The 15,323-nt window shown below is 63.7% G+C and carries 13 protein-coding genes; 8 read left to right on the top strand and 5 right to left on the bottom strand.

Going from position 1 to position 15,323, the window contains the following annotated elements; translation table 11 throughout:
* Position 1: 1 nt before the first annotated feature.
* The 5 genes from U0023_RS11790 to U0023_RS11770 all read left to right on the top strand — a co-directional run bounded on the left by U0023_RS11790 (position 2) and on the right by U0023_RS11770 (position 6,039).
* Positions 2–1,309, top strand: coding sequence for a glycosyltransferase family 4 protein (locus tag U0023_RS11790; RefSeq protein WP_009492965.1), 1,308 nt, complete (start codon positions 2–4; stop codon positions 1,307–1,309).
* Between the two features lie 33 nt (positions 1,310–1,342).
* On the top strand, positions 1,343–2,530 hold the full coding sequence (locus U0023_RS11785; RefSeq protein ID WP_009492966.1) for a polysaccharide pyruvyl transferase family protein: 1,188 nt from the start codon (positions 1,343–1,345) through the stop codon (positions 2,528–2,530).
* Between the two features lie 78 nt (positions 2,531–2,608).
* Positions 2,609–3,604 (top strand): UDP-glucose 4-epimerase GalE, encoded by a 996-nt coding sequence (gene galE, locus U0023_RS11780; protein ID WP_009492967.1) that lies wholly within the window; start codon positions 2,609–2,611, stop codon positions 3,602–3,604.
* A 35-nt stretch (positions 3,605–3,639) separates the two neighbouring features.
* Complete coding sequence (locus tag U0023_RS11775) at positions 3,640–4,866, top strand: polysaccharide pyruvyl transferase family protein (RefSeq protein ID WP_009492968.1); 1,227 nt, start codon at positions 3,640–3,642, stop codon at positions 4,864–4,866.
* A 15-nt stretch (positions 4,867–4,881) separates the two neighbouring features.
* Positions 4,882–6,039, top strand: coding sequence for a hypothetical protein (locus U0023_RS11770; RefSeq protein ID WP_009492969.1), 1,158 nt, complete (start codon positions 4,882–4,884; stop codon positions 6,037–6,039).
* Between the two features lie 27 nt (positions 6,040–6,066).
* Here the strand turns inward: U0023_RS11770 and U0023_RS11765 are convergent, their stop codons facing one another.
* Together U0023_RS11765 and U0023_RS11760 are read right to left on the bottom strand one after the other, a co-directional pair.
* Complete coding sequence (locus U0023_RS11765; protein WP_009492970.1) at positions 6,067–7,287, bottom strand: hypothetical protein; 1,221 nt, start codon at positions 7,285–7,287, stop codon at positions 6,067–6,069.
* Positions 7,288–7,306: 19 nt separating this feature from the next.
* Complete coding sequence (locus U0023_RS11760; protein WP_009492971.1) at positions 7,307–8,620, bottom strand: family 1 glycosylhydrolase; 1,314 nt, start codon at positions 8,618–8,620, stop codon at positions 7,307–7,309.
* Positions 8,621–8,846: 226 nt separating this feature from the next.
* On the opposite strand from U0023_RS11760, the gene U0023_RS11755 reads away from it, so the two are divergent.
* Positions 8,847–10,721 (top strand): glycoside hydrolase family 2 protein, encoded by a 1,875-nt coding sequence (locus tag U0023_RS11755; protein ID WP_009492972.1) that lies wholly within the window; start codon positions 8,847–8,849, stop codon positions 10,719–10,721.
* 134 nt (positions 10,722–10,855) lie between these two features.
* Positions 10,856–11,083, top strand: a complete 228-nt coding sequence (locus U0023_RS11750; RefSeq protein ID WP_009492973.1) for a hypothetical protein — start codon at positions 10,856–10,858, stop codon at positions 11,081–11,083.
* 62 nt (positions 11,084–11,145) lie between these two features.
* Here U0023_RS11750 and U0023_RS11745 read toward each other — a convergent pair whose 3' ends face one another.
* From U0023_RS11745 to U0023_RS11735, 3 genes are all read right to left on the bottom strand, one after another.
* Positions 11,146–12,381 (bottom strand): NAD(P)/FAD-dependent oxidoreductase, encoded by a 1,236-nt coding sequence (locus U0023_RS11745; protein ID WP_009492974.1) that lies wholly within the window; start codon positions 12,379–12,381, stop codon positions 11,146–11,148.
* Between the two features lie 48 nt (positions 12,382–12,429).
* A complete protein-coding gene (locus U0023_RS11740) occupies positions 12,430–13,452 on the bottom strand; it encodes a 4-hydroxyproline epimerase (protein WP_040639254.1) in 1,023 nt (340 codons plus the stop codon).
* Between the two features lie 78 nt (positions 13,453–13,530).
* A complete protein-coding gene (locus U0023_RS11735) occupies positions 13,531–14,457 on the bottom strand; it encodes a dihydrodipicolinate synthase family protein (protein ID WP_009492976.1) in 927 nt (308 codons plus the stop codon).
* Between the two features lie 127 nt (positions 14,458–14,584).
* On the opposite strand from U0023_RS11735, the gene U0023_RS11730 reads away from it, so the two are divergent.
* Positions 14,585–15,295 carry a GntR family transcriptional regulator gene (locus U0023_RS11730; protein ID WP_009492977.1) on the top strand — a complete coding sequence of 237 codons (711 nt, stop codon included), beginning with the start codon at positions 14,585–14,587 and terminating at the stop codon, positions 15,293–15,295.
* Positions 15,296–15,323 lie beyond the last annotated feature (28 nt).

Genomic DNA, 15,323 nt, shown 5'->3' with positions numbered 1-15,323 from the left:
CATGCCCAATCCCTCTCCTCGCGTCCTCATCGTCTCCCATGGCCATCCGAGCTTCTCCCTCGGGGGCGCCGAGATCGCCGCGTACAATCTGCACAAGGGCCTCAACCGGATCGGCAACGTCGAATCGCGCTTCCTCGCGCGCGTCGGACACCCGGTCGCGCGGCACAGCCGGACGGCTCTGATGAGCCTTCGCCAGACCGAGGGCGAGTTCCTCTATCACGCGGATGAGTACGATCACTTTCTCATCTCGAACCGGAACACGGAGGAGATCGAGCGCGACTTCCTCCGGGTCCTGAAAGACCTGAGGCCCGACGTCGTCCATTTCCACCACTTCATCGGCCTGGGTCTCGAAATGATCTACGCCGTCCGCCGGGCGCTTCCCGATTGCGTGATCGTCATTACGTTCCACGAGTTCCTGTCGATCTGCAGCCATCACGGGCAGATGGTGAAGACCGGCGGCACGAAACTCTGCCACAGGGCCTCGCCATCGGATTGCAACGCCTGCTTCCCGGAGATCTCGCCGGCGCGCTTCCTGCGCCGGGAGCACTTCATCCGCGGTCTTCTCGACGTGGCCGATTTCTTCGTGTCTCCCAGCCAGTTCCTCGTCGACCGCTATGTGGATTGGGGCCTGGACCGGTCTCGCTTCATCGTCATCGAGAACGGCCTGGACATCGCCGAGACCGCGCCGCCGCGAACCCTGCCCCAGCGAGGAGGCCGGCGCTCCCGGTTCGGCTATTTCGGCCAGATCACGCAGTTCAAGGGCGTCGACGTCCTGCTCGATGCCGTCACCTGCATTCCGGATTCGGTCTGGGGCGACGATGCCCAGCTGATGATCTTCGGCGGCAATCTCGAGCGGCAACCGGAAGCGTTCCAGGAGAAGATCAGGAATCTGGTGGAACGCGCCGGATCGCGGGTGCGGTTCTACGGCTCCTACCAGAACAGCGAGATGCCGCGCCTCATGCGCTCGATCGACTGGACGATCATTCCCTCCATCTGGTGGGAGAACTCCCCCATCGTGATCCAGGAATCCTTCCATCACGGACGTCCGATGATCTGCAGCAACATCGGCGGCATGGCCGAGAAGATCGTCGACGGCGTCAACGGGCTGCACTTCCGCGTCGGCTCGTCCCAGGACCTCGTCGACCGCATGACCGAGGCCTTGACGTCGCCGAAGCTTTGGAACGACCTGCGTGCGGGGATCGGGCAGCCGATCACCTACGAGGAATGCGCCCAGCTTCATCTCGATCTTTATCAGGAACTTGCAGCGAAAAAGGCGACAAGCCCGTCAACGGTCGCGCTGACGGCCTAGCCGCTCCTGGCGGACATACTTGGAGGCATAATCATGAAGCGTATTCTCGTCATCAGCCCGTCGGGCGAAGTCTACAATCACGACAATGTCCGCTGGTACCGGCACAAGGACATCCAGCGCAGCATCAATCATTACCACAACATCGGCGACGCTTTCGTCTTCGACTCGTCGTTGAAGCTCCTGAACTACGACAAGCTCGATGCGCTGGAGATCGCGAAGCCCGACCTTGCCCAGATCGACCGGATCAATGCCGAGTACGATTACGTGTTCCTGCGCGGATCGAACTACGTCCACAAGGACATGGTCTGGGACCAGGCGGTCGACGTCCTCAAGAAGCTCAAGATCCCGGTCATCGCCTGGGGCATCGGCGCGCAGGCTCCGGTCAAGGGCAAGATCGAGCTGTCGGAGGAAACCAAGACGGTCCTTCGCATGATGGCCGATTCCACCACCTCCATCGGCGTGCGTGGGGCCTATTCGGCACAGGTCCTTTGGGATCTCGGAATCAAGAACATCCGCATCGTCGGCTGCCCGACCGCGTTCCGCCGAAACAACCCCGACCTGAACATTCAGCTGTCGCCTCTGGAGAAGATCCGGACGGCCGGCATCACGGTGCGCCGCGAGGTGTCGTCCACCTATGCCCGCGACATCAAGCAGTACCTGACGTTCCATCGCGACCTTGTGAAAAATCTGGCGGCGCGGTTCGACGTGGTGCTGATGGCGCAAGGCGAGGTCGAGGAGAAGAAGATCGTTCTCGGCACGGCGGAGCAGCGGGAAGAGGCGTTCAAGGCCCTGCGCGCCGACAAGCAGGTCAACGACTGGTATCTCGACGAGACCATGGAGAAGCTCCATCGGGAGAGGCTGTTCTATTCCGACGTGGTCGCCGATTACGAGGATCTCGTCCAGCAGAAGGACATGGTCCTCGGATACCGGCTCCACGGCAATCTGATGGCGCTCGCCAACGGCGTCCCGTCGATCTACTTCACCTATGACAGCCGGACGGTGGAATTCGCCGAGACCTATCAGATCCCGAGCTTCGACGTGTTCTCCGGCAAGGAGTTCAGGCTTGAGGATTACTGGGACCAGTCTCTCTTCGACAAATTCAACCGCGCCTATCATCACACCTACCGCGAAATGCATCAGTTCCTGGTCGAGAACGGGGCGGATACGAAGATGCAGCCCGTGATGCGGCAGAGCGAATTCAGGCAGTTGCAGGCCGCATGATCGTCCTATGGGGATGCCGGCCGTGTTCCGGCATCCCATTCCCTTCTCTCCATGTCACAGCAAAGAGCGAGAGACATCATGACTGTGTTGGTAACGGGCGGCGCCGGCTATATCGGGAGCCATATGGTACTGGCCTTGGCCGATGCCGGAAGGGACGTGGTGGTCCTGGACGACCTCAGCACCGGCTTCGACTGGATGGTTCATCCGGCCGCGACCCTCATCGAGGGCGATGTGGGTGACGAGGCCCTCGTCGCCGGGATCATCCGCAAGCATTCCATCAAGGCGATTGCCCACTTCGCGGGCTCGATCGTCGTTCCGGAATCCGTCACCGATCCGCTGAAATACTACCTGAACAACACGGTCAGGTCGCGCTCGCTCATCAGCGCGGCGGTGCAGAACGGCGTCGAGCAGTTTCTGTTCTCCTCGACCGCCGCCGTGTACGGCGATGCCAAGGAGAGCCCGATCTCCGAAGGCGCGCCGCTCAACCCCGTCTCGCCCTATGGCACATCGAAGCTCATGACAGAGATGATGCTGAGGGATGTGACCAGGGCCCATCCCCTCCGCTTCGTGGCCCTCCGGTACTTCAACGTCGCGGGCGCCGACCCGAAGGGCCGCAGCGGGCAAAGCACCCGCCAGGCGACGCATCTCATCAAGGTCGCCACCCAGGCGGCTCTTGGCGAGAGATCCCACATCGACATCTTCGGAACCGACTACCCCACGCCCGACGGCACCTGCCTGCGCGACTACATTCACGTGTCGGACCTGGCCCAGGCCCACATGCTCGCGCTCGACTACCTCGATGCGGGCGGCAACAGCACGGTCTTCAATTGCGGCTATGGTCGCGGATACTCGGTGCATGAGGTCATCGAGGCCGTGAAGCGCGTCTCGGGCGTCGATTTCACCGTGAACCTGTCCCCCCGACGGTCCGGCGATCCCGCCACCCTGATCGCAAGCGCCGACCGGATCCGCGAGACCCTGAACTGGTCTCCGCAGCTCGACGATCTCGAGGAGATCATCCGCCACGCATTATCGTGGGAGAACAGCCTGAGGCTGCGCCGAGCGGAAGCCGCTTGATCCCTGACAACACTCGATTTCAGAATGGATTTCATATGCTCGACGAAATGACCATGGACAAGCCGATCAGCCCGCCCGCTCCGGCGCCGAAGGCTCCCGCCAAGCCTCTGCGGGTCGCGATCCTGTGGAAGTATCCGTCCCTCGGACTCTATTCGAACGCCGCGTTCGAGGATCTCTACAATGGGATCGGCCACAACAACGGCAACCTGGCCTTCGTCTATGCCATCGCCAGCCACATTTCCAATCCGGTCAAGTTCTTCAGCTGGAGCGCATCGGCCGAGAGCCTGAAGGAGAACGCCGACATCATCGTCATTCCGTGCGCGAACCAGCTGGGCCGCCACACGGATTACGGCACCATGGCGGACAACCTGGAGAAATCAGGCCTGCCGATCGTTGCCATCGGGCTTGGCGCCCAGGCGGACAGCTACGATCAGGACATCCAGCTGACCGACGGCACCCGTCGGTGGGCCGAAGTCATCGCGCGCTCCAATCCGTCCTCGGCGGGCTCCAACATCTATACGCGCGGTGCGTTCACCACGTCGCAGCTCGACAAGCTGGGTATCCATGGCTCGGTTGCCGGCGGCTGCCCTTCGTATTTCACGAACCCGAATCCGGGCCTCGGCCAGAAGATCCACAAGCAGTGGTCAAACCTTCCCCTGCCGCGCTCCATCTCGGTCGCCGCAGGTCATCAGGCGTGGCTGAAGACCCGGGACATCGAGCATCAGCTTATCGGCCTCATGATGGATCCGATGTATCCGGGTCAGTACGTGGTTCAATCGATGGGAGAGATGATCCAGATTTCCCGAGAGATCTTCGACGAGATCGATCCGCATGCGCTCAAGGAGATTCACAACCACACCGTGCCGCACTATTCCTTCGAGGAGTTCAAGGGCTGGTGCCGAAACTACGTCCGATCGTTCTATGACGTTCCGGCCTGGATGGACACGCTGCGCCGCCACGACCTCACGATCGGGTCCCGGTATCATGGCGTCGCCCTGGCTCTCCAGGCGGAGCGCATGGGCCTGACCGTCACGATCGATTCCCGAACCCAGGAACTCTGCGAGAACACGGGCGTCCCGCATGTCGCCGCAGCCGACCTGACCGCGCCGCTCACCCGCTCCAGCCTGAAGAAGATGATCCGCTTCGATCCCGATGCCTATGACCGGCACCGGAGTGCGGCGGCCGCCCGGTATCTGGACTTCCTTAACGCGAACAGGCTCCAGCCGGCACCCTTCCTGAGCCGCATCGCAGCCGGCACCTGAGATGAAGATATCCCGATGAGGATGGAACGTTGGAACGCCCTCGCATGGCTGGCCCTTCTGCTTCTCATGATGGGCAGGGTCGCGATTGCGGGCGAACAGCTTCACTTCTCGGTCTTTCCCGAGCCCGAGGTGGTCTACAGCTATGAACGGCAGCGCTGCGACTGGCGCACGATCCCGGATTCGCCCGCCAGGGCCTATCGCCGCCAGGACGGTTCCATTGCGCTGATCGCCGCGCATTTCCGGAACAGAGTTTTGGAAGGATCGAGCTTCGCCGATCTGCGCACCGATTGTTCCATCGTCTCCCAGGGCGGGGAATCGGCGGATCCCGCAGCGCTCGATGACCGGTTCTGGGTGCAGAGCCTCATCCCGCTCGGTGGCGGGCGTGTTCTCGGATTGGCGAGCCAGGAGTTCTCCGGGCTCCGCCATGACGGGCTTTGCGCCAAGGGGCCCGGCAAGCCGGAATGCTGGTATCTTTCCCTCGTCGCCCTGGAGGCGGATGAGCGGGATTTCTCCTTCAAGCTTCTGCCCCGTGGCCAGCGCCTCGTCGCCGGGTCGAACGAGCGCTTCGACACGAACACCAAGGCCGCGGGCTTCCTCACGCTCTCGAACACCGTGTTCGACCGAGAATATGCCTATTTCATTGCCTGGACGGAGGATGCCGCGGAACCGGGCGGGCGCGGGAACTGCCTGTTCCGCGCTCCGCGATCCGATCTCGTGACCGGTTGGCGGATGATGAGCAGAGGCAGCTTCGTTCAGCCCCCGAACCCCTACCCGGCCGATGGGCAGAAACCCGTTCGGGCCACATGCGACCGTCTCGGGAACGGCGACATGAGCGGCAAGGTGCGGTCCCTGATCCGTCTGGAATCGAGGAATCTCTGGATGGTCGTCTGGTCCACGCGGGTGAACGACACTGGGGGCGTCTATTATGCGACCTCGCCCGACCTGCGGAACTGGTCGGCCGCCGCCCTGCTCGCCCCGTTCGATCCGCCCTGGGGCACCACCGAGAAGAAGGCCTATTACGACTATCCCTCGATCATCGATCACGACAGCCCGTCGCCGGTGTTCCAGACCGCCGGAAGCACGTTCTATCTCTACCTGACCCGCTTCAACTGGCAGACGAAGCGCCCGACCATGAACAGGGACCTGGTTCGCTTCAAGGTCACGGTGGATTGATGGTGCGCCGAATTCGGGGCAACCGCGTCACCCCGCCGAGACCGCCCCTGACACCCGCTCTGACCGAGGGGTGTTCCTCCCCATGCGGGAGCGGGAGACGATCCTGCGATGGAGCTCGTCCACATGGCGGACGGATTGCAGGGCCGCGAGCATCGGCTCGCAGATCAGCCGCTCTCCGTCGGGATCGCGATGGCAGACGGGATCCCAGAGCCCCATCGGAGTCCAGATATCCGGGTCGTGCCATTCCGGCATGCCGAGGATAGGGTAAAGGCACACCCCTCGCAGGGGCACCCCGTCCTGAAGCAGCTCCTCGGCCTCCTGCGCCACCTCCCGCAGCCAGCGCCCGCGGCTGTCGCCGATATGGCTGGTTTCCGTGATCATCACTTCGCCGCCGTAACGCTTCCACACCGAGCGGACGAGGGCGCTCAAGGGCCATCTGCGGGGATCCTCGTCCGCCAGCGGCGGGATGACCCCGTCGGCCTTCGGGATTCCTCCGAACTCCCACTGGTTGGTCCAGTAATAGTTGATTCCCACGATGCCCAAATGCCGCCTGCTGCCCCCGAGCTCGGGCAGCAGGCGGCCGCACAGCATGTCCCAGCCCTGGAACACGAGGCGGTCATTGAAGTCCCTCACCTGATCCTCGAGCTCCGGACGGCCGGGAGGCACGGCCACGCGGCAGAGGGGATCGACGTTCACCATCCGTGCGCCGGGACAGGCCGCCCACAGGGCATTGATGCCCTCGATCGCCGCTCGGGACAGGGCCACCTTGAGATCCCACCCACGCCCCGTGGCATGAGGCGCGAACAAGCCCTTCTCACCGGCCGCGTAGGACATGAACGAGGGCTCGTTCACCGGCGTGAAGGCGCAGATGCCTTCGGTGCGCTGGGCGATGTAGCGGCCGACCGCGTAGCAGTAATCGGCGAAGCGCCTGGGGAAATCCTCGCTCCACAGGTCGAGCCCCTTTGGATAGCCGTAATGGAAGAGATCCCACACGACTTCCACATGGTGCCGACGCGAGGCCTCGACGAAGGGCTCGACCGTGGAGAAGTCGTAGCGCCCACGCCCGAGATCCACCAAGGGCCAGCGGATCGTTTCGCGAGCGGCATGGATGTCGAGCCGGGCGAGCTGCCGATAATCGTCGTCCACCGTCCTGTCATGTCCGGTCGCCACGACCTGGTCGAACCAATGGCCGTGCCGGTTGTAGCCGGTGGAGCCCTCAAAGCCCGCGAGAAAGAAGCTTCTGAACATCGCGCTCTCCCCTTCCGCCTCAAAGCGCTGCCGCGGCGCGGGACGGCACTTGGGACAACCTCCCGACGCTCTCAGCCCCGCCTTGCACCAGGCGGCGATAGATATCCACGCCGGAGGTCCGAACCCGGCGCAGCGGATCGGCTTCGTCCGGGACGATGTCCCACAATCCCATCTGCGCCAGGTGCTCGGTCACGGGGCGGTTTCCCTGGCGGTAGGCCCATGTGACAAGCGCGAACATCGGCCACCAGGTATATCCTACCAGCGGAATGCCATCTTCCCGCAGCTGCCGGGTGGCCGCGACCGACGCATCGAGCCAGTCGAGCCGGCGCCGCAGGGAGCCCATGGAGGCCGTCTCCGAGATCATGAGTGGAGCCCCGTAGCGCTCATAATAGAGCCGCCCGAGCCGGGTGATGAGATCGGCGCCGGCATAGGGCATGCGGATCCGGAAGCGCCCTCCTGCGTCACGCAGCAGCTTCTTCTGCGTGAACATCGGGTAGAGGTTCATGCCGATGACCGGCAGCGCCACGGCATTGTCGAGGAAGTAAGCGAGATCGGCCTCCCGCGCGCCGTTCTTCAAAAGCCAGTCCCAGAGGGAATGGCGCTCGTCGATCCGCCCGGAGACGAGATCGAGGGCGAGGAAGACGATATCCTGGCGGCGCCGTGCCTCGTCCTCGAAGGCGGGGTCGTCGGTATCGAACAGGTCCGTGGCATCGACGAAATAGGGCACGATCTCCGGGTCGACGCTCTCCAGGGCCTTGACGGTTTCAACCATGCCTTTGGCAATGGCCAGCATTAGCGCCACGAAGCCCGGCCAGCTGCGCCGGAACGGCGGCCACCAGCCGAGGCGGCCGCAATACCAGCCCGTAATGCGCGGCTCGTTGAGCGGGGTGTACCAGGTGATCCGCCCCCGAAAGCGCTCGGCAAGGCGCGCCGCGTAATCGGAAACGAGCTTCGGGTAGTCGGGATGCAGGAAGGCGCCCTCGATCCAGGCGGGCAATCCATAATGGACCAGGTCGACTTGTGGATCGACGCCGAGGTCGAGAAGCCTCTCCAGGGTTTCGTCCGGGAAGGTCCAGTCCCAGGTGGTCGCCGTGGGCTGAATGCGGTGCCACGGCACGCCGTAGCGGGCGCAGGGCACGGCGAGCTCGGCCACGAGGCCCAGATCGCCGTGCCAGCGGTCGTAGTGACCGGTCAGCTCGTACTCGTCGAGGGTCCGCCCCGTGACCGGATGCGGGGCCGTGATGAAGGTGTCCTCGATTCCGGTGGACCACCAGAACGCCTCTGGGGCAGTGAGGCGATGAAGGTGGGATCGAGGTGGGAGCGCTTGGGTCATGCCGAGGCCATCCCTTGAGCGTCAGTGCTTCCACTGCAGCACAGCGGTGAGGCCGCGGGCGAACCTCGGCCGTCATGTGATCCAAGTTGGGGAACGGCTTACCTAAGGGAAGGTTTCATCGCAGAGCGCTCTTGAGAACCTCCCCGGCCCTCACGCGTTGGTCGGAACGAGAGGACAAGCCTGCCTCCTGCCCGGTTGCGGCAGCACAATAACAGGGGGATGGAACATGACCGAGACGACCATTCCAGCCGAGCTCCACCCTCACCCGCAACTGCGCCGTGACCGCTGGATCGACCTGTGCGGCCCGTGGGGCTTCGCGTTCGACGGCGAAGACGAGGGGCTTGCCGAGCGCTGGTTCGAGCGGACGGAACCATTCGACCGCGAAATCATGGTGCCCTTCGCACCCGAGAGCAAATCATCCGGCATACACGAAACCGGGTTCCATCCGGTCGTCTGGTACCGCCGCGAAGTGCAGGTTCAGGAGGCGGATCGCCGGGAGCGCCTCGTCATCCATTTCGGTGCCGTCGACTACAAGGCCACGATCTGGGTCAACGGCCGCATGGCGGTGGAGCACACGGGCGGACAGACGCCGTTCTCCGCCGACATCACCCCCCTGCTCGCTCCCGGCGAGACCCAGATCGTCGTGGTTCGAGCCGAGGATGAGCCCCGGGATCTCCAGCAGCCGCGAGGCAAGCAGTACTGGGAAGAGCAGCCTGGCTATATCTGGTATCATCGCACCACCGGCATCTGGCAGCCCGTCTGGCTGGAACCAGTCCCGAGGGTCGCCATTGCCGAGCTGCGGTGGACGCCCGACGTCGACCGCTTCGGCGTCGGGCTGGTCCTTCGCCTAGACCGAACGCCTCCTGCGGGCTGGCACCTGCGCGTGCAGCTGAAGGGAGATAGGCCGACCCGCACGCTCGTCGAGGACACCTATCTGCTCTCGGGGCGCGAATTGCGGCGGGACCTCCTCCTCGATATCAACGATGCGGCGATCCGCCGGCGCCGCACCCTGCTGTGGGCGCCCGAGCATCCCAACCTCATCGAGGCGTTGATCGAACTGACCGACGAGAACGGCGCCGTCATCGACCGTGTCGAAAGCTATTTCGGCCTGCGCCGCATCGAAGCCCGCGACGGGCGCTTCATCATCAACGGCATTCCGACGTTCCTGCGCCTCGTTCTGGCGCAGAACTACTGGCCGGATTCTCTCCTCACAGCCCCAGATGCAGGTGCCCTCAAGCGCGAGGTGGAGCTGGCGCAATCCTTGGGCTTCAATGGCGTTCGCATTCACCAGAAGCTGGAGGACCCGCGCTTCCTGTTCTGGTGCGACCGACTCGGCATGCTCGTCTGGAGCGAGGCCGCCAACGCTTATGTCTATTCGGACCGCGCCGCTGAAATGCTCACCCGCGAATGGCTGGAGGCCGTCCGCCGCGACTACAACCATCCCAGCATCATCACCTGGGTTCCCCTGAACGAAAGCTGGGGCGTGCCGGACCTCGACCGCTCCAGGCAGCAGCGTGACTTCGTCAGCGCCCTCTATCACCTCACACGAGCCGTCGACCCGACGCGACCGGTGATCGCCAATGACGGCTGGCAGCACGCCGTCGGCGACATCTTCGGCGTACACGATTACGCGCAGACCGGAGACGTGCTGCGCGAGCGCTACGTCGATCGGCAGGCCATCGCACGGACGTTCCGCGAAGTCCGTCCGCACCACCATCCTCTTTTGGGCGAAGGGGTCGAAATCGAAGACGAGCCCATCGTGATCAGCGAATTCGGCGGTCTCGGATTCGTGCCTCAGGCCGCCGAGGATTGGTTCGGGTACGGCCAATTCGCCAGTCCCGATGCTCTTCTCGCCCGTTACGAGGAACTCGTCGATGCGCTGCTGGCCTCCACGGCGCTTGCCGGTTTCTGCTACACTCAGCTCACCGATACGGCACAGGAAACCAACGGCCTCCTGACCGTCGATCGTGAGCCGAAGTTCGACACCGAGCGCCTGCGCGCCATCAACGGTCGGCCTTCGAAGGCGGTGCCGAGCGAGATTCTCGACGTGCTGATCAAACAGGAAGTCGAACGGCGGCGGCGCGACCGCGGGCAGGAATAGAATTGCGACCTCCCGGGACATTCGAATCCCGTCCAGGCCGCGATGCCTCCTTCCTTGACCGGAACCTAGCGCTCCACTGATGATTGCCCCTTTACCGACCCTGAAAGACGCCTCAACCGCGGAGCGCCGCCTGAATGCCCATCCCTCTGCCGAACCAGCCTTATCCCGAGCCGACACCGGCGGATCCCAATCCGGCCCCGGTGAGTCCACCCACGCCGCCCGAAGGCCCTCAGCCTGAGCCGATCGGCGTGCCCCCGGCGACGCCCGGAGACATTCCGCCGCCCGGCGAACCCGTCGGGGTGCCCCCGACGTCGCCCCCTGAAATCCCCGTGACGCCGACGACTCCCCAACCGACGGCATGAAGCCTATCGGGCGGGACCGGCCATAGAATCGGCGCCCCTGAGTTCCGGATGGAAATGCCTGTTCAGAAGCGCTGCGCCGAATAAGGCTTGAGATCGATTTCACCGGCCATGCCGTCGATGAGATCCGCCACTAGGCGCGATGTGACGGCGGCCTGGGTCAATCCGTGATGGCCATGACCGAACGCGTAGACGATGCGAGGGTCCCGCCTGGAAGGACCTATCACGGGCAGGGAATCCGGAATGGACGGGCGAAAGCCCATCCAGCGTTTCGCATCCTGGTCGGCATCGAAGTCCGGCAGAAAGCGCTTGAGCCGTACGATCATCGCGGAAGTGCGATCATGATTGGGCTTGGCGTCCAGGCCCGCGAACTCGACGGCGCCCCCGACCCTGTCTCCGGTATCGAGCGGCGTCGTCACGAAGCCTTCACCCTCGAACATGGTGGGACGATGGAGACCGAACGAACCCTTAGGATAGGTGGCATTGTAGCCGCGCTCCGTATCAAGGGGAATCCGGTCTCCCAGGATCTTCGCGAGCGGCCGTGACCAGACCCCGGCAGCGATGACGACCCTGTCGGCAACGATTGCGCCGGCGGTACCCTCCGCCTGGATGCGGATCGCGGCATCGCTTGGCTCTACTGCCAGGACGCGAGCAGCGACATGCTGCGCGCCACGTGCGAGTGCGAGCCTTCTAAGGTCCGACGCCAGATGGGCCGGATCGGAGATGTGACATGCGTCCGGGAAAAGCGCGCCTGCTTCGACGTTACGGAGTGAGGGCTCCAGGCTGGCGAGCTCCGTCCGGTCGAGGATCTCGACTCCGATGCCGAGGTCGCGCTGACGGTCGAGGACGTCCTTAGCCCGCAGAAAAGCCTCATGCCGCTTCCAGACGGAGAGAATGCCCTTCTCGCGCAGATGCGTGTTCAGGTCCAACGAGGACAGCAGCCTCTTCCAGGAGGGCAACGCTTCGGCGTTGATGGCGCGGATAGCCGCCATGCTGGCCTTGATCCGCAGGGGCGACGACGCCAGCATGAAGCGCATCAGCCACGGCATCAGAGCGGGAAGATAGGCAGGCCTGATGGTGAGAGGCCCCAGCGGATCCATCAGCCAGCCTGGAAGATCCCTCCACACCTTGGGAGAGGCCAGCGGCATGATGTCGGTATGAGCGATCCAGCCGGCATTGCCGTCCGTCGGCCGTGCGGTCTGATTGCCCGGATCGATCAGAATGACTTCATGTCCCCGATCCAGAAGGGAGTGAGCGGCCGCGAGGCCAACGATTCCAGCTCCGACAATCGCGATCCGCATCGTGCATCCATTCGGGAGAAAGTTCGATCCGCATCTGACGCTTAGGCGTTACCGGTGTGAAGGTCGGTCCACGACCTGGAACCCTTTCGCAAAGGGATCGCGGTCGTCGATGATGATCGTGTTGAAGCCGGTCACCCGCGCCCATCCTTCGATGGATGGAATGATGGCATCCCGGTCTCCGACCTTTGCCCGCCCCTCGATGCGTCCGACGAAGGTGGACCCGATGATGCTCTCATGGACGAACGCATCGCCCTCCTTCAGATCGCCGCGTGCCGCGAGATGAGCCATGCGAGCCGATGTTCCCGTCCCACAAGGTGACCGATCGATGGCCTTGTCGCCATAGAACACGGCATTGCGGGCCGTTCCGCCTGCGGTCTGCGCACGTCCGGTCCACAGGACATGGGTCAGACAGTTGATGTCCGGGTTCTCCGGATGCGCGATCCGGTAACGCGCATTGAAGGCGTCCCGCAGTTTGGGACTCCAGCGCAGAACGTCCGACGGATTGATGTCCGCCAGATCGGAATAGAGCGGCTGCGGCTCGACGATAGCGTAGAAATTGCCGCCATAGGCGACATCCACCGTCAGATGCCCGAGCCCTTCCACCTCGACCTCGTAGCCATTCCCATAGAGGAAGGATGGAATGTTGGTGATGCGGACCCGCTCGATGAAGGGACCATTCTGTTCATAGCGGGCCTCGACCACGCCGGCCGGCGTATCGAGACGCAGGAGCCCGGGTGTTCTGGGATGGATCAGGCCGTTCTCGAGGGCGATGGTCACGGTCCCGATCGTCCCATGTCCACACATGGGGAGGCAGCCGGACGTCTCGATGAACAGGATCCCGACATCGCAATCGGGGCGCGTCGGCGGATAGAGGATCGAGCCGGACATCATGTCGTGCCCGCGGGGCTCGAACATCAAGCCGGTTCGGATCCAGTCGTACTCCGCCAGAAAATGCTGACGGCGCTCGAACATCGTCCCGCCCTTCAGCTGCGGGATGCTGCCGCCGGAAACTACGCGGACCGGGTTTCCACAGGTGTGGCCGTCGATGCAAAAGAAGGTGTGGCGCGCCATAGCTGCACTCGCTGATCGTAAGACAAATAACGACAACAGAACGGCGGAGGACATCAAGGCCCTCCGCCGCGTTTTCGATCAGGCGGCGGACTTCAGCCCGACATCGGGAAGGACCGGACGGTTCTTCAGCGCCCTGTCCATCACCGCCTCGACCTCGGCGCGCTCCCCGGCGCTCAGAGCAAGGCGCGGGGGACGCGTCAGTTCCGAGCCACGACCCATGATCGCCTCGCACAGCTTGATGCATTGCACGAGATCGGGCCTCGCATCGAGGTGAAGCAGCGGCATGAACCAATCGTAAAGGGCGCGCGCCTCTTCGTAGCGCCCGGCTTTCGCGAGGCGGAACAGGGTTTCGCCCTCCTGGGGAAAGGCGTTCGACATGCCGGAGATCCAGCCTTGCGCACCGAGCATCACGCTCTCGACCACCACGTCGTCAAGGCCCGCGAACAGCACGAAGCGGTCGCCGACCATGTTGCGCGTGTCGGTGAAGCGGCGCGTGTCGCCGGATGAATCCTTGAAGCACACGACGGTTTCGCAATCGGCGAGCGAGGCCAGAATGTCGGGTGTCACGTCGTTCTTGTAGATCGGCGGATTGTTGTAGACCATCACCGGCAGATCGGTCGCCTTGGCGACGCCGCGGAAATGGGCGGCCGTTTCGTGCGGCTTCGAGGAATAGACGAGCGCGGGCATGACCATGACGCCGTCGAGGCCCACGCGGGCAGCCTCCTTCGCGACCTCACAGGCGAATGGGGTGGTGAATTCGGCGATGCCGGCGATCACCGGCACCCGGCCGCCGGAGACGGCCTTCGCCGTTTCCATGACGGCCACCTTTTCGGAGCGGCTGAGCGACGTGTTTTCGCCGACCGTTCCGCAGACGATCAACCCGGAGACGCCGTCCCGGATCAAGCCGTCCATCACCCTGGCGGTGGCCTCGATATCCAAGTCGTAATTCGCCTTGAACTGGGTGGTCACCGCAGGGAATACCCCTTCCCAACCGATCCTCGCCATGCCGTCCTTCTCCCACTCTGGACATTCGGAGGCATTATTGTAGATTGTATAAAATCTACCTTGTCAAGCCAATCTCTTGGGGCGCTGCTATGGATGCGTTCCTGGACGTTCAGTGATAGCTCGAGTCATGACTCTTGAAACCAAGCCATCTCCCAGGACCGCGCAGAAGTCCCTTCAGCACCGGACGATTGCCGCTGCCGTTGCGGAAAGTCTGCGCGAGCGGATTCTCGATGGCGAGTTCAGGGCGGGGTCCCCCCTGCGGCAGGATGCCCTGGCGGGCGAGTTCGGCGTGAGCCGCATTCCCGTTCGGGAGGCCCTGATGCAGCTTGAGGCGGAGGGGCTGGTCAAGATCCACCCTCACCGGGGCGCCATCGTGTCCGAACTGTCCATGGAGGAAGTCCAGGAGCTGTTTGCCTTGAGGGTGCTCCTGGAGCCCCGCCTGCTGGAGGCCTCCGCCAGGCAGCTGACCGCAGGCGACTACGATCAGCTCAACCGGATCCTCCAGGAATACAGCGCCGAACTTCGGGCGAACCATGTCCGGCGCTGGGGCGAGCTGAATACGCAGTTCCACATGCTGCTGTACCGTCACGCCGGGCAGCCGCGCACCTCGGCGATCGTGGCCAACCTCCTGCAGGAATGCGACAGGCATACCCGGCTGCAGCTCTCCCTCACGGACGGGATGAAGCGCGCGGAGACCGAGCATGCCGCGCTGGTGCGCCTCTGCGAGGCCGGACAGGTCGCAGAGGCGTGTGCTCTTCTCAGGACGCATATCGAGGATGTGGGGAAATCCCTGCAGACCTACATCGAAACGCACCAGAGGACCGATGCGGGCCGTTGACCGGTGTCTCGCGACTCCGGTTCGGGCA

Origin of the sequence: Microvirga lotononidis (assembly GCF_034627025.1) — a bacterium.
Classification (GTDB): domain Bacteria; phylum Pseudomonadota; class Alphaproteobacteria; order Rhizobiales; family Beijerinckiaceae; genus Microvirga; species Microvirga lotononidis.
Note: the sequence above shows the minus strand (reverse complement) of the source record. Positions and strands in the feature narration are given on the sequence as shown.

What these genes read in the sequence shown, in the direction of transcription:
- U0023_RS11790 (WP_009492965.1), top strand. Translation starts at nt 2, where the DNA reads ATGCCCAATCCCTCTCCTCGCGTCCTCATCGTCTCCCATGGCCATCCG.
- U0023_RS11785 (WP_009492966.1), top strand. Translation starts at nt 1,343, where the DNA reads ATGAAGCGTATTCTCGTCATCAGCCCGTCGGGCGAAGTCTACAATCAC.
- galE (WP_009492967.1), top strand. Translation starts at nt 2,609, where the DNA reads ATGACTGTGTTGGTAACGGGCGGCGCCGGCTATATCGGGAGCCATATG.
- U0023_RS11775 (WP_009492968.1), top strand. Translation starts at nt 3,640, where the DNA reads ATGCTCGACGAAATGACCATGGACAAGCCGATCAGCCCGCCCGCTCCG.
- U0023_RS11770 (WP_009492969.1), top strand. Translation starts at nt 4,882, where the DNA reads ATGAGGATGGAACGTTGGAACGCCCTCGCATGGCTGGCCCTTCTGCTT.
- U0023_RS11765 (WP_009492970.1), bottom strand. Translation starts at nt 7,287, where the DNA reads ATGTTCAGAAGCTTCTTTCTCGCGGGCTTTGAGGGCTCCACCGGCTAC.
- U0023_RS11760 (WP_009492971.1), bottom strand. Translation starts at nt 8,620, where the DNA reads ATGACCCAAGCGCTCCCACCTCGATCCCACCTTCATCGCCTCACTGCC.
- U0023_RS11755 (WP_009492972.1), top strand. Translation starts at nt 8,847, where the DNA reads ATGACCGAGACGACCATTCCAGCCGAGCTCCACCCTCACCCGCAACTG.
- U0023_RS11750 (WP_009492973.1), top strand. Translation starts at nt 10,856, where the DNA reads ATGCCCATCCCTCTGCCGAACCAGCCTTATCCCGAGCCGACACCGGCG.
- U0023_RS11745 (WP_009492974.1), bottom strand. Translation starts at nt 12,381, where the DNA reads ATGCGGATCGCGATTGTCGGAGCTGGAATCGTTGGCCTCGCGGCCGCT.
- U0023_RS11740 (WP_040639254.1), bottom strand. Translation starts at nt 13,452, where the DNA reads ATGGCGCGCCACACCTTCTTTTGCATCGACGGCCACACCTGTGGAAAC.
- U0023_RS11735 (WP_009492976.1), bottom strand. Translation starts at nt 14,457, where the DNA reads ATGGCGAGGATCGGTTGGGAAGGGGTATTCCCTGCGGTGACCACCCAG.
- U0023_RS11730 (WP_009492977.1), top strand. Translation starts at nt 14,585, where the DNA reads ATGACTCTTGAAACCAAGCCATCTCCCAGGACCGCGCAGAAGTCCCTT.